Source organism: Mesorhizobium sp. M1A.F.Ca.ET.072.01.1.1, from assembly GCF_004023325.1.
In the GTDB taxonomy this organism is placed as follows: Bacteria; Pseudomonadota; Alphaproteobacteria; order Rhizobiales; family Rhizobiaceae; genus Mesorhizobium.
On record NZ_RZSF01000132.1, the window covers coordinates 1 to 16,729 of the forward strand.

Below are 16,729 nucleotides of genomic sequence, written 5' to 3' on the forward strand. Positions count from 1 at the left end.
GGTCGGGATATTTGGACCGGTCCTGGGGCCGGATCATTCGACCTCGACGGACTTCATCAAGCGCTTGCTGGACGGCGAGATGCCTGGTCTGCCGCGCATGGTGTTCGGTGTGGTCGATGTGCGGGACGTGGCGGATCTGCATCTGCGCGCCATGAGCAGTCCCGCCGCCAAGGGGGAGCGGTTCCTCGCCATCAGCGGCGATTTCATGACGACGCTGGCGATCGCACAAACGTTGAAATCGCGGCTGGGCAGCGTTGCGTCGCGCGTTACGACGAGAATGCTGCCGGACTGGCTGGTCCGGACCGTCGGACTGTTCGACGGGCAAGCGGCTCAGATCGTGACGGAATTGGGCAAGGCCAGGAACGCAACCGGGGCCAAGGCCATGCGCATGCTCGGCTGGGCGCCGCGATCGCGCGAAGAAGCGCTCGTCGCCACCGGCGAAAGCTTGGTCCGGCTCGGATTGCTCAAAAAGTCGAGGTGACGCGCCCGGGAGGGTACCTCCCAGGCGCAACGGTTCAGCCAAGCAGTGCGGCCTTGTTCCCTTCCAGGAACTGCTTCAGCGTCTTCGGCTTGCGGCCCGACAACGTCTCGATAGCGTCGGTCACCATGCCGATACGGCCGGAGCGTGTGTTGGCGTCGAAGGATACGACAATGCGCGCAAAGTCCTCGGGAAGGCCGGCCGCCTTGACGCCCTCGGTCAAAGCCTCGTCAGGCAATTGGATAACCTCCAGCGGCTTGCCGGTGACTTCGCTCACCAGAGCGGCAATTTCGTTCGTCGTGTAGGCATGCGGGCCGGTCAGCGTGTAGACGCGGGGCTCCGTCGAGCCGGAAGCGAGGCTCGCGGCGATCGCGGCGGCCATGTCGTCGCGCGCGGCGTGCGCGATCCGCCCGTCGCCGGCCGACGTGTACCACTTGCCCGACGAAATGGCGTGCGGCAGCGCCATGAAAAGGTTCTCCTGGTACCAGCCGTTGCGGAAGATGGTGTAGGGAATGCCGCTCGCCTTGATGGCCTGCTCGGTGCCGTAGTGGTCGCCGGCAAACAGCACCGGCGAGACCGGCTCGGGATTGGGCATCGAGGTGTAGAGGAGGTGCGAGACGCTTGCCGCCTTGGCTGCGGCCACCGCGGCCTGATGCTGCTTGAGGCGCCGGTCGCTCTTCAGGTCGAGCTCACCGGTCGAGACGATCAGCACTCGGTCGGCGCCTTTGAACGCGCGCTCCAGCGAGGCCGGATCGTCGAAATCGGCCGGCCTGACGACAATTCCGAGGACTGCCAGGTCGCCGAGATTTTCGGGATTGCGCGTGGTTGCGATGATATTTGCCGGCGCGACTTTCTGCGCATCGAGCAGATGGTTGATCACGGCGCGGCCGAGATGGCCGGAAGCGCCGGTGACAAGGAGAGTTTCGGTCATGGGAAGTTCCTGAAATTTGCGTCGAAGGGGTCTGAACGATGGTCTCAAAAAGAGACCAGCACTAAAATAAGAATTGACCAGGGGCCGTAAAGAAGGCAGTTTTCCGGGAGGTAGGCACAGCCGGGGAACCACCGGCGGGTCGCCGTTTCGATCAATGGATGTCGCGATGGACAGCAAGATCTTCAGTCTGAAATCGAAGCTCGAGGTCTACAAAGCCATGACCGGCGGCGGCAATTTCGCCGACTGCCCGGTCCGCGATGTGATCCAGGGCATCAGCGGCAAATGGAGCTCGCTGCTGGTCATGGCTTTGGCCGAGAAGCCGTACCGGTTCGGGGAGTTGCGCCGCCTGGTGCCCGACATTTCGCAGCGTATGCTGACGCAGACGCTCTACGATCTGCAGCGCGACGGCTATGTGCATCGCGAAGTCTTTCCGACCAAGCCGCCGAGCGTCGAATACAGCCTCACCGATCTCGGCCGCTCGATGTTTGCGCCATTGCAGATGCTGATCCAATGGGCCGAGCTCAACCACGATGCCGTTCGTGAGGCGCGCGTCGCCTTCGATGCCGCGCAGGCCTGAGCCTTTCCTCCCCCGATACAAGCGTCAAAGCGCCTCTTGATCTCGCGCTTTCGGTGCGGGATTGTTCCTCGCCGGTTCGGGTTTGGGCGCAATGGACAAGCCTTACGAGATAGCGATCGCCGGCGCGGGGCCGGCCGGACTGGCTGCGGCGCTCTATCTCAGGCGGGCAGGGCATAAGGTCACCGTCTTCGAGCGCTTCGACGAGCCGAAGCCCGTCGGTTCGGGGCTGATGCTGCAGCCGACCGGGCTGACGGCGCTCGCCGATCTCGGGCTGCTTGACGAGATTCTTTCGCTAGGGAGCCGTATCGAGCGGCTACACGGGACCGATGCCAAAAGCGGGCGAACAGTGCTCGATGTCCGCTATGACGCGCGCCGCGGTCGCCGCTTCGGTCTCGCGGTGCACCGGGCAGCGCTCTTCGGCGTACTCTATCGCGCTGCCCGGCGCGCGGAAATTCCCATCGAAACCAATGTCGAGATCGAGACGCTGGAGACGGGTGAACGTGCGCGGCCGGTCTGCGCCAACGGAAAGCGGCTGGGGTCTTTCGATCTGGTCGTCGACGCCAGCGGCGGGCGCTCCAGGCTGCGGCAATGCCTTGGCGACACGGCTGTGCCGCGTCCGCTCGCCTATGGCGCGTTCTGGGCCTCACTCGGATGGCGCGACGGTTTTGACGAAAAGGCGCTGCTGCAGCGCTACGACAAGGCAAGCATCATGGTCGGCGTGCTGCCGATCGGCCGGCCGGATACTGGCGCCGGAGCCATGGCTGCCTTCTTCTGGAGCCTCAAGCCGGCCGGAGCGGAACAGGTGAGAGCCGAAGGTCTGGGCGCCTGGAAGGCGAAGGTTGTTTCGGTCTGGCCAGAATGCGAGGCCTTCACCAGCCAGATCGACAGTTTCGAGCAGCTCTCGCTGGCCCGCTACGGCCACCACACGATGAGGCTGCCGGCCGGCCGACGTCTGGCGGTTATCGGCGACGCCGCGCATTCGACCAGTCCGCAGCTCGGGCAAGGCGCGAACATGGCGCTGCTTGACGCGGCAGCACTCAGCCATGCCCTGGCGCGAACGAGCGACATCGACGAAGCGCTGATGACCTATGCAAGGGCACGCCGCTGGCACGTGCGGGTATTCCAGGCGCTGTCGTTGTCGTTGACGCCGTTCTACCAGTCGGACTCCGTCGTGTTGCCGTTCGTGCGCGACCGGCTGGTGGCGGCGCTGGCGAAGATCCCGCCGGTGCCGCAGTTGCTCGCCGCCATGGTCGCGGGAACGGTGATCGACCCGTTCAGGCTGATCGGGCTTGCGGAATCGCAATGGCCTGCAGCCGGATCATTCGCGAAAGATAGGATGCCTTTGCCCGAAGGAAGGCGTGCAGCCGCAGCGGATAGTCCGGACTGACAGCCTCCTTCACCGATTGCCGGTCGCTCAACGCCTTGCGCCAGGCCTGGACGAGAGGCTTACCGTCCAGGATGCCGCAAGCGCCGATCTCGTCGAACGTGTCGAAGTAGCGGAAGATCGGCCCGTAGACGGCGTCGACCAGCGAGAAGCGCTTCCCGGCAAACCACGGACCGCTCCGCCTTGCCGACAGTTCTGCCTCGACACGCTCAAACAGTTCCGACAAGCCGCTGCTTTCCTCGAGGAAGCCGGCCTCATCGGCGGCGGAATAGAAGCGCCCGATGGCGTTGAGGATGGCCGAACCGAATTCGACCCAGGAGCGGTGCCTGGCCCGCATGAGCGGATCGGCCGGGTGCAACGGATTGGCCTGCGTCTCCTCGAGGAATTCGAGAATGACGACGGATTCGAAAATGATCTCCTCCTTGCTGCCGTTTCGAACGCAGAGCAGCGGTACCTTGCCGAGCGGCGAGATAGCCTTGAACCAGTCGGGCTTGCTGGCAAGGTCGACAGTGACGCGCTCGAACGGCACGCCTTTCTCGGCGAGGGCGATTGCCGCACGCTGGACGTAGGGGCAAAGGTGATGACTGACGAGGGTGAGTTTGGCCGTCATCCTATTCTCCCCAGACATAGTTCAGCGCGCCGTCCTCGACGCGGGTCGACAGGAACATCAGGCGCGAGCCCTTCGGCGCCGGGCCTACGAGGCGCTCGCCGCTTTGCATGTCGAAGCGGGCGCCGTGCCACTGGCAGATGAAGGCGCCGTCCTTGCAGTCGAGCGGCCCGCCGAAATGCAGGCAGGCATTGGCCGCGGCACGGACACGTTCGCCGCTGCGCCAGACGTGGACGTCGCGGCCGAAGAAAGGCGCGATCAGGCCGCCCGTCTGCGGGATGTCGGCCACTTTACAGATCTCATGTTTCATCGGGAACCCCTATCGATGCAATTGCATCTATGTGAATGCATTTGCATCGACCGTCAAGCTTGATGCAATTGCATCTATCGAATAAAGTTCCTCGATGACGAGAAAATCTCTTCCGCCCGAGGCCGTCAAAGCCTGGGGCCGCCTGATGCGCGTTTCGCGCCAGCTGGTCGAAAAGACCGAGTATGCCCTGAAAGCCGGCGGCTTGCCGCCGCTCGCCTGGTACGACGTGCTGCACGAGCTTGCCGAGGCGGGCGAGGGCGGCTTGCGGCCGTTCGAGCTGATCGATCGCGTTCTGTTGGCGCAGTACAGCGTGTCGCGACTGCTGGCCCGGCTGGAAGCGGATGGCCTGCTGGAAAAGCTGCCTGTCTCGGATGACGGCCGTGGCCAGACAGTGCGCATCACGCCAAGCGGCCGGGAGATGCGCCGCCGCATCTGGGCGGTCTATGGCGCCTCCATAGCCGAACTGATGGGCGACAAGCTTTCCGCCAAGGAGCTGGAAACGCTGGCTGCACTGCTCGGGCGGCTGCGCGAGCCACTGGCCGGCGATTAGCTCACGACTCTTTGTGGGTACCGTCAGATTTTTTCGCCGCAGCCCCTTGCGTTGGAAACCCGAATGCGCAATAAGCCGAACCGTAACGTACGGTACGCATGAGCGACCGGAAACGGGTGAAAACGTGTTGCAAGCCGCCGCCGACACCGACAGCAGCGAAACGCTTACCGAGCGGCAGCAGGCCGTTCTGGACGCAGCACTTCGCCTACTGGTCGAAGAGGGCGACAACCTGACCATGACCGCGGTGGCGCGGCGGGCAAGCTGCTCCAAGGAAACACTCTACAAATGGTTCGGCGACCGCGACGGGCTGCTGACGGCGACGGTGCAATGGCAGGCCTCGAAAGTGCGCGTAGCGCCGGTCGACCGCAAAGGCCTCGACCTCGCCTGGCTGACCGCAAGCCTCGAACGCTTCGCTTCCGACTGGCTGAGGGTCATCTCCAGCGATACGTCTATCGCGCTCAACCGTGTCGCGGTCGGCCATGCCGGCTCCGGGAAGGATGACCTTGGCGCGATCGTGCTGCAGAATGGGCGTTTCGCGCTGGCCAGGCGTCTGAAGCCCGTGCTCGAAGCGGGACGCGAGGCCGGGCTGCTCGACTTAGACGACGCCGAGACGGCGTTCCGGACGTTTTTCGGTCTGGTCGGCCGCGACGTGCAGATGCGGCTTCTGCTCGGCGACCGGCTGCAATTGACCGAGGCGACGATCGGCGGCGATGCCGCCCGCGCGACGCGGCAGTTTCTCGCTCTTTACGGCTCAAGGACCGGGAGAGCAAACAACCGGCCGCAAGGCCCCGGAGCCGGATGATTTCAGGTCAAGTCGACCTGAAATCTGAATCCGGCTCCAAATCCAAGAGATAGAGCATGATGTCGTCCGAAAACCGCTTCACACTTTTCGGCATCATGCTCTGATCTTCAAAACGGGAAGGAAGACGAAATGCGTGTCTATTACGATCGTGACGCCGATCTCAATCTGATCAAGGGTAAGAAGGTCGCCATCATCGGCTATGGCAGCCAGGGCCGGGCGCATGCGCTCAACCTCAAGGATTCCGGCGTCAAGGAGATCGCCATCGGCCTGAAGGCCGGCTCGGCGACCGCCAACAAGGTCGAGGCCGACGGGCTGAAAGTGATGAGCGTGGCGGAAGCCGCCAAGTGGGCAGACCTGATGATGATGGCAACGCCCGACGAATTGCAGGCCGACATCTACAGATCAGAGATCGCGCCGAACATCCGCGACGGCGCCGCCATCGCCTTCGCGCACGGCCTCAATGTGCATTTCGGCCTGATCGAGCCGAAGGCTTCGGTCGACGTGGTCATGATCGCGCCGAAGGGCCCCGGCCATACCGTGCGCGGCGAATATCAGAAGGGCGGCGGCGTGCCGTGCCTGGTTGCCGTCAACCAGGACGCCTCGGGCAATGCGCTCGACCTCGCGCTCTCCTATGCCTGTGGCGTCGGCGGCGGCCGTTCCGGCATCATCGAGACCAATTTCCGCGAGGAATGCGAGACCGATCTGTTCGGCGAGCAGGTGGTGCTGTGCGGCGGTTTGGTCGAGCTGATCCGCGCCGGCTTCGAGACGCTGGTGGAAGCCGGCTACGCGCCGGAGATGGCCTACTTCGAGTGTCTGCACGAGGTGAAGCTGATCGTCGACCTCATCTATGAGGGCGGCATCGCCAACATGAACTACTCGATCTCGAATACCGCCGAATGGGGCGAATATGTCTCCGGTCCGCGCATCATCACGGCCGACACCAAGGCCGAGATGAAGCGCATCCTGAAGGATATCCAGACCGGAAAATTCACCTCGGAATGGATGCAGGAATATCGCGCCGGCCTGTCACGCTTCAAGGGCATTCGCCGCAACAACGACAGTCATCAGATCGAAGAGGTTGGCGCGAAGCTGCGCGCGATGATGCCGTGGATCGCCAAGAACAAGCTGGTCGACAAGGCGAAAAATTAATTCGGTCTATTCATGCTTCGTGAAAGCCGGCGGAGCGATCCGCCGGCTTCTCTCACGCTCCACCGTAATGCCAATGCGGCTTCGGCTCGGTGCCCGCGAATTCCACGCCGATGCGGTCGTCGCGGCGCCAGCGGACGATCGCCTTGTAGCCGATCCGGTCCTTCGTCACGTAAAGCAGGAATTCGTCGGGCACATGCGCCTCGATCGGCAGCTTCAGTTCGGCGCCGCCAGGATGCATGTTGCGCACCGTGCACATGACCCCGGAATTGTTGATGCCGGTCAGGATCGCCGCGCCCTTCAGCACGCGTTGCCGGCGCTTGCCTCTCAACTCGTTCTCGGTCATGGCGGAGTCGTCCTAGCGGATCGCAGCCTGGCGATCGTCATATGGGGCACCGCATTACGGATAGACGCATCTGCTAAATTTAAGGTTATCGCGTCGCCGTCGGGCGCGCCCTGACAAAAAGAAACGGCGCCCGCCGGGCGCCGTTGAGCTTCGTGCCGAGGGGCTCAGATAAAGGGCGAAATGCACTGCCGGCGCGGGCCGTTATAGGGCTGGAATGTGTTGTCCCAGGCCCGATAGGACCGGTAGCGGTCGTAGCACCATTGGACATGGGCCCTGGAAAGCCGCTCGGTCCGGTAAATGCGCCGCGGCTGATAGTAGCGCGGATAGGGATCGTAATAATAGGGATTGTAGAAATTGTTGTAGGCGAGGCTGCCGAGGCCGAGGCCTAGGCCGAGCCCAAGGATGGCCGCGCCCCCGCTGTCGAAGTGGCGATGGCGATGATGGCGATGATGCCGCCAGCGCCAATTGCGATCTCCATCCCAGTTGCGGGAGAAATGACGTGCGCGGAAGTCGCCGCCACGCCATCTAAAATCGCGGCCGCGCCAGTCACCGCCGCGCCGCCAGCGCCAGTCATACATCTGCCGCCGGTCGTTGCCGCCGGCCCAACTGTCGCGAACGGGAATGATGGTGGATGCGGCCGTGCTGGTCACGGTCGACATATCGGGCTGCAGGACCGGGCCGGCAATCGACGGCACCGTCAGCCCAGCGGAGAGACCCAAGGCCAGAAGCCCGGATCCAAGGGAAGACAAGAGCGGTTTCATTTCACTCTCCACGAGTAAGGCCCCACGCCCAAAACGCTCGGGAATAGGCCTATTGATGGAACTTTCCATCTGAACGGAAGATGAACAGAAAGGTTCCGTCAACCATAACGGGCGTGCGTCTGCTCTTGTGTTCGCCATTGCTTGCGGGCAAAGGTCTCGGCCATGTCGCTGCGCCTCGCCACCTTCAATGTCGAGAACCTGATGAACAGGTTCGACTTCTCCGGCTATCGCAACCAGCTCAACGAGGACCGAACACTGGCGCTGTTCGACATCCAGAGCGAAGCAGAATACAGGCTGCTCGAACAGGCGCGCGCGATCGCCCAGTCCGACGACACCCGCCAGCTTACCGCGCTCGCCATAGCCGCGACACGCGCCGACGTCATCTGCATGCAGGAGGTGGATAACATCGAGGGGCTGAAGGCCTTCGAATATGGCTATCTCTTCAAGATGATCGGGCAGGGCTATCGTCAGAAATACACCACCGCCGGCAACGACTCCCGCGGCATCGACGTCGCCGTGATGATGCGCAACGAGACCGCGCAGGGGCAGCCGATCGAATTCGTGCGCATGACCAGCCATGCCTATGTCACGTTCGAGCAGTTCGGACTGTTCACGCCGGAGCTGGCGGCGTTCGGGCACCTGGCCACCGAACGCGTCTTCCGGCGCGACTGCCTGGAAATCGACATAACGGTCGGCGGCGTGCCGCTTACGCTGTATCTCGTGCATTTCAAGTCAATGGGCTCGCCGCGCAACGGGCTCGATGGCCGCGAGGCGACGATGCCACTGCGCATCGCCGAGGCGCAGGCCGTGCGCCGCATCATCGAGGACCGCTTCGGCAAGGACCATGCGGCCGACAAGCGCTGGGCAATCTGCGGCGACATGAATGATTATCGGCAGCGCGTGAAGATCGAAGGCGACAGCTTCGACGGCTATCGCTTCCACGTCGTCGACGAAGCCCAGTCCTCGATCAACGTTCTGACCGCCGGCGGCTTTTGCGAAAATGTCGTCGAGCGGCGGCCCGAGATGGACCGCTGGAGTTTTTATCACACGCGCGGCCCGCAAGAGCGGCATTTGTGCCAATTGGACTATATCCTGCTGTCGAAGGCCTTGGCGGCGAAGAACGCCACCGCGGTTCCGGAGATCATCCGCAACGGTCAGCCTTGGCGCACCATCTTTCCGCCTGGCCAGGAAGTCGAGCGTTTTCCGCGTGCCGGGTGGGACAGGCCGAAGGCCTCCGACCATTGCCCGGTGGTGATCAACCTGGACATGGCCTGAGCCCGTGAGCTTCGACCTGCCGCGCAATGTCATTTTGCCGGTCGACGCGGTCGACGTACGGCTCGTTGCCAGCCCGCATCCGTTCGAGCGCGACAATCAGACAGCGATCGCGGAAAACTGGCGCCGCGAAATGGAGATGAAGCCGGCGCTATATGACGGCACCGTGGTGTTGCTTTCAGCGCTGAGCTATCGCGACAGCCGGCTCATCGGTCGCTGTCATGCGGTGAAGTACTCGACTTTCATGCTGTGGCGCAAAAACCGGGAGCTGAGCGGCGCCGAACATGCCTATGCGCACGCCGTGCTGGTTGCCGGCGACAATGCGCTGGTGGCGATCCGGATGGGCTCGCACACGGTGAACGCCGGCCGCGTCTATTTCGCCGCCGGCTCCTTCGAGCCGATCGATTTCCGCGACGGCGTCGTCGATATCGATTTCAACATGATCCGCGAGGTGGGCGAGGAAACCGGGATCGATCTGTCGGGCGCCGCCCGCGGACAGCGCTACTATGCGCTGTCGACTTCGAGCGGCACGGTGATCTTCCGCCGCTATCACGTTCCCGAGCCGGCGGAAGAGCTTGCGCGGCGCATCAGCGCCTTCGTTGCAACCGAAGCGGAGCCCGAGATCGAAGGTCCGGTCATCATCCGCAACGCAACCGACCTGCCGGTCGGGCTGATGGGGCACATGAAGCCGCTGATCGAGTGGCATTTCGCCAACGAGCTGGTCTGACTCGATCACGGGCCGACGACGCGGCGGTTCACTCGTGCCTTAGCGCCTCGATCGGATCGAGCCTCGCGCCGCGCAATGCCGGGAAGAAGCCGAACACCATGCCGATCAGCGCCGAAAAACCGACGGCGAGCAGGATGACCGCCGGGCTCGGCGCGAAGGGTATCGTCAGCGTCACCGAGGCCAGGCCTGCGAGCGCAAGTCCGATCAGGATGCCGATGATGCCGCCGACCAGCGACAGCACCGTCGCCTCGACCAGGAACTGGATCAGGATGTGTTTTTCGTGCGCGCCGATCGCCAGCCTGATGCCGATCTCGCGCGTGCGCTCAGTGACCGATACCAGCATGATGTTCATGATGCCGATGCCGCCGACCAGAAGGCTGACGCCGGCGACGGCACCCAGCATGCCGGTCATGGTGGTGGTGGCGCTTGCCATGGCGTCGGCGATCTGGGTCATGTCGCGGATCGAGAAATCGGCATCGCGGTCCGGCGTGATGCGGCGCGTGTCGCGCAGGATGTCCTCGACGCGCGGCTGCAGTTCGGTGGTCGGCGTCCTGTCGTCGGCGGCGATGTAGATCGAGTCGATGTCGCGGTTGCCGGCGATGCGCCGCTGGTAGGCGGCCAGCGGCATCAGCACGACATTGTCCTGATCCTGGCCGAAGCCGGTGTAACCCTTCGGCTCGAGCAGGCCGATGATCCGGCAGGAGGTGCGGTTGACGCGGATCGTCTCCCCCTCCGGATCGCCGGCGCCGAAGAACTGCTGCCGCACCGTCTCGCCGATCAGGCAGACGCCGGCGCCGGCGCGCGCCTCGGAATCGCTGAAGGGGCGGCCCGACACCAGCTTCCAGTCGCGCGCGTCGAGATAGGCGCTGTCGGTGCCGGTAACGCCCGACGTCAGGCTCTCCGTGCCGAAGATGACCCGCACCTGTTTTTGCGACGCCGGTGCGATGGCGCGTGCGCCGCTGAGATGGGCAACCAGTGCTTCGAGGTCCTTGGCGGCCAGCGGTCGGGTGACCTGGTCGAGCCCGCCCGGGCCGCCAGGCCCTGCCGGACGGCCCGAGCGGACGACGAGCAGGTTGCTGCCGAGTTTCGAGATGTCGGCCTTGACCTTCTCGGTGGTGCCGGAGCCGATGGTGAGCATGGCGATGACCGCGGCGACGCCGATGACGATGCCGAGCAGGGTCAGGAACGAGCGCAGCACGTTCCGGCGGATGGAAATCAGCGAAAGGCGGACGGTTTCCCAGATCATGCTGCCTCGGCTTTCGCTGTATCTGAAGCGACGTGGCCGTCGAGGAAGCGCACCGTGCGCCCGGCATATGCCGCGACGTCGGCTTCGTGCGTGACCATAACGATGGTGAGGCCGAGTTCGGCGTTCAACCTGGTCAGCAATTCCATTATTTCGTGCGTGCGCGCGGTGTCGAGATTTCCGGTGGGCTCGTCGGCGACGAGCAGAGTCGGTTTGGTGACGATGGCACGCGCGATCGCCACGCGCTGTTGCTGGCCGCCCGAGAGCTCGGCCGGCGTGTGATGTTCGCGCCCGACAAGTCCGACCTGGGCGAGCGCCTGCATGGCCAGCTCCCGGCGCTCGCGGGCGGAAACGCCGCGATAGATCAGAGGCAGCTCGACATTTTCCGCCGCCGTGGTGCGGGGCAGGAGATTGTAGCCCTGGAAGACGAAGCCGACATAAAGGTTGCGCAACAGGGCGCGGCGGTTGCGGTCGAGCCGGCCGGCATCGACGCCCATGAAGCGGTAGGTTCCGGCCGTCGGCGTGTCGAGACAGCCGATGATGTTCATCGCCGTCGACTTGCCCGAGCCGGACGGTCCCATGATGGCGACGAACTCACTTCTGCGGATGGCAAGATCGACGCCGGCAAGTGCGTGCACGCACGCTTCGCCCTCGCCATAGCTCTTCCATACACTGTCGAAGGTGATGAGCAGGGGAGCGGACACGGTCAGCTCCGTTGCTGCGAGCCGGTGATGACCTCCGCGCCTTCCTCGAGGCCGGACGTGATCTCGGTCAGTTCACCGTCGGTCGAGCCGATCCTAACGTTGAGGGCATGCGGCCGTCCGTTGTCCAACACATAGAGCGTGCGCGAGCCGTCGATCGGCGCTTTCGTCGCCTCGCGCTGCCAGTTGGGGCGCCCCATGCGGCCGGTAAAGAGGTCGCGCAGGCTCCAGCCGCGGGCCGCCTGTTGCGCCGGGCGGTAACGGAAGGCTGCGGCCGGCACGGTGAGCACGCCCTTGGCCTGCCGGGTCACCACCGCGACCGTGGCGGTCATGCCTGGCCTGAGCAGAAGTTCGCCGTTGTCGACTTCCAGCCGTGCATTGTAAGTGACGACGCCGTCGGTGGTGACGGAGGCATAGGAGATGTCGCGGATCTCGGCGTCGAAGGGACGGTCCGGGAAAGCATCGACGGTGAAGCGGGCATGCTGGCCGGGCTTGACCTGGCCGATATCGGCCTCGTCCACCGCCGCCTGCAGCTCCATGTTCCGCAAGTCGGCAGCGATGACGAACAGCACCGGCGCCTGCAGCGAAGAAGCGACCGTCTGCCCCGGATCGACGGAGCGCGTGAGCACGATGCCGTCGATCGGCGCGTAGATGGTGCTCTTGGCAAGGTCGGTCTGCTGGGCCTTCAGATCAGCTTCGGCGATGGCGAGATTGGCCTCGGCGCTGTCGAGCGCGGCCTTGGAGCGATCGCGTGTCGCGGTCGCGGCCTCAAGCGATTGATCCGTCGCCATGCCGCGCTTGGTGAGGGCGCTCGCGCGGACCACCGCGTTCTGGTTTTCCTGCAGCGTGACCTTGGCATCCTCGACGGCGGCCGCCGCCGCCTTTGCCGAGGCGGTGGCGCGCTCGATCTGGACTTCGAGCTTGGCGGTGTCGAGCGTCGCCAGAACGTCGCCCTTCTTGACCTGCTGGTTCTCGTTGACGGCGACGGCGCGCACGATACCGGAAAGCTCGCTGGAGATGTCGACCTGCGTCAGCGGCTGCAGCGTGCCGGTCGCCGACACCTTGACGGTCAGGTCGGCAATCGTCGCCGGCGCGGTCGTGTATTCGATCCGGGGCGGCGAGACGGCGTTCCAGCGGTAGCCGGCGATCGCGGCCGCCACGACAGCCAGCGCCAGCAGCGCGTAGAGCCAGAAGCGGCTGCGCTTGCGGCTCACGCCTTTGCGGTCGAGCCCGAGGGCCGTTTCGATGGAAGTGTCGGTTTCTGCGTTTGGCGGATTGACAAGCTGGTCCACCACGGACCCCTATAACGACAAATTGATGTCCCTATCCGTGAACAAATCATGCCTTGAGGTTCGAATTTCAAATTAAATTTCCCTCATGTTGGGATCGAGCAGAAATTCGGAACGAGGCGGAAGGTTTTCCAAATGATGCGCGACTACTTGCTTTACGACGTGTTTACGACCGAGCGGCTGGCCGGGAATCCGCTGGCGGTGGTGCTCGACAGCGAGGGGCTGGATACGGCCGCCATGCAAGCGATCGCGCGCGAATTCAACCTGTCCGAGACAGTGTTCGTGCTGCCGCCCGAAAATCCCAAGCATCGCAACCGTATACGCATCTTCACGCCCGATTATGAGATGCCGTTCGCGGGCCATCCGACCGTGGGGTCGGCTATCGCGCTTGCGGAGCAGGCTGGCGAAGCGACTGGCATCTTTGTGTTGGAGGAGAACATCGGCCCCGTGCGTTGCGCGGTCAGCAAGCATGATGGCGCTACCTTCGCCGAATTCGACCTGGCGAAACTGCCTGAGCGGCTGGAACTCGCCGCCGAACCGGAAATGATCGGCGCAGCCCTTGGCCTTGGCCCGCACGAACTCGGCTTCGAGAATCACCGCGTCTCCTTCTGGTCGGCCGGCGTGCCCTATGTCACCATTCCGGTTGCCGGCCTCGAAGCGGCCGCAAAAGTCAGGCTGGACAACCAGGCATGGTCCGAACTCGCGCCGCGCAAGAGCGAATGGACCTTCGCCAGCCCGTATGTCTATTGCCGCGAGACGGTGCATCACGACAGCGCCTTCCATGTGCGCATGATCGTGCCTGGCAATCCCTCCTACGAAGATCCGGCGACCGGCTCCGCGGCGGCGGCCTTTGCCGGCGCCATCATGCATTTCGACGGTCCAACGGACGGGATCTCGCAGCTTTGGATCGAGCAGGGGCTGGAAATGGGGAGGCCCTCGCGCATCCGGCTCGAACTCAACGTCGACGGCGGAAAACTGGCCTCCGCGCGCATCGGAGGCCATGCGATCAAAGTGGCGGAAGGCCAGCTTTTTGTGTGACACCTGCGGCAATTCGGCGATTTGTCGGGAAATGATCCGGCAGGGCTGGACATCGCTCAAACCGGCGGCTATATGCGCCGCCGACGCTGGATTTCCCGGCGGTGTGGGTGTGTAGCTCAGTTGGTAGAGCAGCTGACTCTTAATCAGCGGGTCCACAGTTCGATCCTGTGCACACCCACCATTCCCAACCTCAAGCAACACAAGGCTTTGCGCGAATTTGCCGATAGGCTCTTTCGCGAGGGATTTTAGACTTAGTAATGGCCTAGTAAGGGCGGGCCACTGATTGACTCCGTGACCGTTTATCGATCTAATGGTCCTTGAGCTTTCTAGCTCGTTCTCCAAGTTCTTCGCTGGACACCCTTGGGGCGGAAGAGCAGGTGCCAAAAGGCCTGCACCCGCCGACTAAGGTGTCGTGTCGCGGGCTCCGTTCCAGCAGGCACTACAACGGAGAAACATAACATGGCAATGATCGAATCGATGTCTTCGCTAGAGGACATGCCCGGCGAAGCAGTGGACCTTTCCGATCTCTATGACTTGTTACGGCAAGGTCCCGGCACCGTCGAATACTTTGCTCATCGGAGTTATCCAGATGAGCAATGGGTGGAGCACGCGATAGAAACGATGCAACGAATTGGCATCGACGTGTTCTCGGCGAGCGTCAACGGACGTACGGAATATTGCATCCCCGCGGGCCCCAGATACCTCCGGGAATGTTTTCCTGACTTCCGTCTCGAATAGCTGCGAAGCTTCGGCCAAAGCCGCCGCCTGTAGCGCGACAAGCATGCGTGCCGCCCTAACTATGCGGGCGGCGCGATGCTTGCTGCGTGGGGCGGCCTAGTGGGAGGAGTACAGGGCCATCACGGCGAGGAGGTAGGAAAGGCCAATCAGGAGGTAGGCGATCTGGAGAGAAGTCATCTTGGGGCGAATCCCTGGTTGAAGATGACCCCCTATATACACCGCCGTTCCTCGCGAATTTCCACTTATCTGCAACAGTGTCCCCAATCGAGCGCTTGATTCACGCTTTTCACAGAAAAGATTTTTCTGTTCACAGGGACGCCGCTTGACAGGTTTTTTCGCTTGTCTCGAAGCAGGCAACTACCAGTCGCTCTACCAACTAGGAATGCTGTCCTATTGCTGTTTTCGTCCGAACAAGGACGCACCCAGACAGGAGAACAGCAATGCCCAAGACGAAAAAAGAGATCGCCCAGAAGGCACCCACCAAGAAGAGCCAGGTTGAGGAAATGCTGCGCGAGGGCGGCGTGTCCGTCGCCGCTATCGCTGAAAAGCTTTCAATCAGCCGGCAGGCCGCCTACTCGCTGATCGGCGACGTGAAGCGCAGCGGTGTCGCCATTTCGGGTGTCCTCAAGGACGGCGTGATGGTCTATAGCGTGGCTGAGGCTAAGAAGCCCAAAGCCAAAGCTGCCGCGTTCGGCAAGGGGCAGAGCGTCAGCGCGGCTCCTTCAACCCAGCAAGAAGCGAACTGAAGTAGCCAGCAGAGGGGGCGGTGCGCCTTTCGCGCCACGCTCCCTCTTCGCCTACCAGCCGCCCCACGACAGCATCGACCGAGTGCAGGCCAAAGGGTGTCCGAGCGAGGACGACGAAGCCCTTGCCGTCATCAGACGTCTCTGCCTCAAACTCGTTCTCTTTCTTCAGCTGCGCCATCGCCCCTTCAAAGAGATCGGCCTTCACTCCCGCCTTCTTGAGCGAGTCGCGCAGCGCGACATCAACAGCATCGTCGCGACGACGCTGCCGCTCCAATTCGACTTTGGCCGGTCCCTCGGTCTTGAGCTTTTCGATCTGCGCGTTGAGCGACGCAAGCTCAGCCAGCGCGTCGCGTACATAATCTGCGGCGCTGGTTGACAGTTCGAGGTCGCCGTCGTCGTGCTCCATATAGGCGACGCGGTAGGCTTCGGGGACCGACGCTAGTTCAGTCACAGTGATCTTGATCCGCAGCTGCAGATCGTCGCTGATGCGGTGGAAAACCTTCGTAGCCATGTTCATGCTCCCTGCTGATGCGCTGCCAGCGCGCGCTCACGCTTCTCGCGCGCCGCGATGGCTCCGTTGGCGAATTTGGTGTCGGCCGCTTGCAGCACGAGATTGACGAATGCCTTGCCGCCGGTCTCGCTCGCCGCGCGCATCTTGCGCAAGCGATCCAAACGCCGTGTCTCGACCGGAAAGTGCTTCTCGCGGAACTTGTGGCGAAGCAGCTCAAGCTCGGCCGCGCTCATGCCGGTCGTAATGCGTGGCGCGCGCAGCATTGCACCTAACAGCACCATGTCGCCGCTCGCAAAGGCCTGCTCGATTTCCTTGGAACGCTGAGAAGGGGTAAGCGCCTTCAGCGAGTCGCGCATCTCCTTGTCGTAGGTGGTCCCGTAAACGGTATCGGGCAGCGGTGCGAACGTTGCCTTTTCAATCGACGCGATAATGGTGTCCACCCGCGCAAAGGCGGCGTCGAGGCGATCCGTGACGCGCTTGCCGGTCTTCCTCGCTGCATCAGCCACTTGGACGGCAGCGGCGGCGGGGGTCTGCGATCTGTCGGCAAACACAGCGTTGGCGAGATTGACCAG

20 protein-coding genes, 1 tRNA gene and 1 pseudogene are annotated in these 16,729 nt (G+C 63.2%); 12 read left to right on the forward strand and 10 right to left on the reverse strand.

The annotated features are described in order from the left end of the window. Window positions 1–481, forward strand: a pseudogene (locus EOA32_RS18795) (aldehyde reductase); the annotation flags it as partial. 34 nt (window positions 482–515) lie between these two features. Here the strand turns inward: EOA32_RS18795 and EOA32_RS18800 are convergent. After that, the gene (locus EOA32_RS18800) at window positions 516–1,409 is read right to left on the reverse strand and encodes an SDR family oxidoreductase (protein WP_095780868.1); all 894 of its coding nucleotides are present in this window, start codon (window positions 1,407–1,409) and stop codon (window positions 516–518) included. A gap of 166 nt (window positions 1,410–1,575) precedes the next feature. Here EOA32_RS18800 and EOA32_RS18805 point away from each other — a divergent pair, with 166 nt between their 5' ends. Further along, window positions 1,576–1,986 (forward strand): helix-turn-helix domain-containing protein, encoded by a 411-nt coding sequence (locus EOA32_RS18805; RefSeq protein WP_066998811.1) that lies wholly within the window; start codon window positions 1,576–1,578, stop codon window positions 1,984–1,986. A gap of 91 nt (window positions 1,987–2,077) precedes the next feature. Continuing rightward, window positions 2,078–3,373 (forward strand): NAD(P)/FAD-dependent oxidoreductase, encoded by a 1,296-nt coding sequence (locus EOA32_RS18810; RefSeq protein ID WP_128372535.1) that lies wholly within the window; start codon window positions 2,078–2,080, stop codon window positions 3,371–3,373. On the opposite strand, the gene EOA32_RS18815 is transcribed toward EOA32_RS18810, so the two are convergent. Further along, window positions 3,261–3,980, reverse strand: a complete 720-nt coding sequence (locus tag EOA32_RS18815; RefSeq protein WP_189407230.1) for a glutathione S-transferase family protein — start codon at window positions 3,978–3,980, stop codon at window positions 3,261–3,263. The genes EOA32_RS18810 and EOA32_RS18815 overlap by 113 nt on opposite strands. A gap of 1 nt (window position 3,981) precedes the next feature. After that, the gene (locus EOA32_RS18820) at window positions 3,982–4,287 is read right to left on the reverse strand and encodes a Rieske (2Fe-2S) protein (RefSeq protein WP_128372537.1); all 306 of its coding nucleotides are present in this window, start codon (window positions 4,285–4,287) and stop codon (window positions 3,982–3,984) included. 94 nt (window positions 4,288–4,381) lie between these two features. On the opposite strand from EOA32_RS18820, the gene EOA32_RS18825 reads away from it, so the two are divergent. From EOA32_RS18825 to ilvC, 3 genes are all read left to right on the forward strand, one after another. After that, window positions 4,382–4,837, forward strand: coding sequence for a MarR family winged helix-turn-helix transcriptional regulator (locus EOA32_RS18825; protein WP_128372538.1), 456 nt, complete (start codon window positions 4,382–4,384; stop codon window positions 4,835–4,837). 124 nt (window positions 4,838–4,961) lie between these two features. Further along, a complete protein-coding gene (locus EOA32_RS18830) occupies window positions 4,962–5,639 on the forward strand; it encodes a TetR/AcrR family transcriptional regulator (RefSeq protein WP_128372539.1) in 678 nt (225 codons plus the stop codon). A 129-nt stretch (window positions 5,640–5,768) separates the two neighbouring features. Next, the gene (gene ilvC, locus EOA32_RS18835) at window positions 5,769–6,788 is read left to right on the forward strand and encodes a ketol-acid reductoisomerase (protein WP_128372540.1); all 1,020 of its coding nucleotides are present in this window, start codon (window positions 5,769–5,771) and stop codon (window positions 6,786–6,788) included. A gap of 52 nt (window positions 6,789–6,840) precedes the next feature. On the opposite strand, the gene EOA32_RS18840 is transcribed toward ilvC, so the two are convergent. Beyond that, complete coding sequence (locus tag EOA32_RS18840; protein WP_128372541.1) at window positions 6,841–7,131, reverse strand: PilZ domain-containing protein; 291 nt, start codon at window positions 7,129–7,131, stop codon at window positions 6,841–6,843. A 164-nt stretch (window positions 7,132–7,295) separates the two neighbouring features. Then, window positions 7,296–7,892, reverse strand: coding sequence for a BA14K family protein (locus EOA32_RS18845; protein WP_128372542.1), 597 nt, complete (start codon window positions 7,890–7,892; stop codon window positions 7,296–7,298). Between the two features lie 162 nt (window positions 7,893–8,054). Between EOA32_RS18845 and EOA32_RS18850 the strand changes: the two genes are divergently transcribed. Both EOA32_RS18850 and EOA32_RS18855 read left to right on the forward strand, forming a co-directional pair. Next, the gene (locus EOA32_RS18850; protein ID WP_095829682.1) at window positions 8,055–9,167 is read left to right on the forward strand and encodes an endonuclease/exonuclease/phosphatase family protein; all 1,113 of its coding nucleotides are present in this window, start codon (window positions 8,055–8,057) and stop codon (window positions 9,165–9,167) included. Between the two features lie 4 nt (window positions 9,168–9,171). Next, window positions 9,172–9,891: a hypothetical protein gene (locus EOA32_RS18855; RefSeq protein WP_128372543.1), complete on the forward strand. Its 720-nt coding sequence runs from the start codon at window positions 9,172–9,174 to the stop codon at window positions 9,889–9,891. Window positions 9,892–9,919: 28 nt separating this feature from the next. Here EOA32_RS18855 and EOA32_RS18860 read toward each other — a convergent pair whose 3' ends face one another. Genes EOA32_RS18860 through EOA32_RS18870 form a run of 3 tightly spaced genes read right to left on the reverse strand, consistent with a single transcriptional unit; the run spans window position 9,920 to window position 13,127 of the window. Beyond that, window positions 9,920–11,137, reverse strand: coding sequence for an ABC transporter permease (locus EOA32_RS18860; RefSeq protein WP_128372544.1), 1,218 nt, complete (start codon window positions 11,135–11,137; stop codon window positions 9,920–9,922). Next, the gene (locus EOA32_RS18865) at window positions 11,134–11,844 is read right to left on the reverse strand and encodes an ABC transporter ATP-binding protein (RefSeq protein ID WP_095780861.1); all 711 of its coding nucleotides are present in this window, start codon (window positions 11,842–11,844) and stop codon (window positions 11,134–11,136) included. Before EOA32_RS18865 ends, EOA32_RS18860 begins: the two co-directional genes overlap by 4 nt. Then, a complete protein-coding gene (locus EOA32_RS18870; protein ID WP_095780860.1) occupies window positions 11,841–13,127 on the reverse strand; it encodes an efflux RND transporter periplasmic adaptor subunit in 1,287 nt (428 codons plus the stop codon). Before EOA32_RS18870 ends, EOA32_RS18865 begins: the two co-directional genes overlap by 4 nt. 132 nt (window positions 13,128–13,259) lie before the next feature. Here EOA32_RS18870 and EOA32_RS18875 point away from each other — a divergent pair, with 132 nt between their 5' ends. The 4 genes from EOA32_RS18875 (at window position 13,260) to EOA32_RS18890 (ending at window position 15,646) form a co-directional block, all read left to right on the forward strand. Next, a complete protein-coding gene (locus EOA32_RS18875) occupies window positions 13,260–14,162 on the forward strand; it encodes a PhzF family phenazine biosynthesis protein (RefSeq protein ID WP_095780859.1) in 903 nt (300 codons plus the stop codon). A gap of 105 nt (window positions 14,163–14,267) precedes the next feature. Then, a tRNA-Lys gene (locus EOA32_RS18880) sits at window positions 14,268–14,343 on the forward strand. Between the two features lie 278 nt (window positions 14,344–14,621). Beyond that, window positions 14,622–14,900, forward strand: a complete 279-nt coding sequence (locus EOA32_RS18885; protein ID WP_128372545.1) for a hypothetical protein — start codon at window positions 14,622–14,624, stop codon at window positions 14,898–14,900. A gap of 440 nt (window positions 14,901–15,340) precedes the next feature. Next, a complete protein-coding gene (locus EOA32_RS18890) occupies window positions 15,341–15,646 on the forward strand; it encodes an HTH domain-containing protein (RefSeq protein ID WP_128372546.1) in 306 nt (101 codons plus the stop codon). Here the strand turns inward: EOA32_RS18890 and EOA32_RS18895 are convergent. Together EOA32_RS18895 and EOA32_RS38680 are read right to left on the reverse strand one after the other, a co-directional pair. Then, a complete protein-coding gene (locus EOA32_RS18895) occupies window positions 15,609–16,157 on the reverse strand; it encodes a hypothetical protein (RefSeq protein WP_128372547.1) in 549 nt (182 codons plus the stop codon). The two genes, EOA32_RS18890 and EOA32_RS18895, sit on opposite strands and share 38 nt — an antisense overlap. A 2-nt stretch (window positions 16,158–16,159) precedes the next feature. Beyond that, on the reverse strand, window positions 16,160–16,729 hold a 570-nt coding region (locus tag EOA32_RS38680), incomplete at its 5' end, for a hypothetical protein (RefSeq protein ID WP_189407233.1).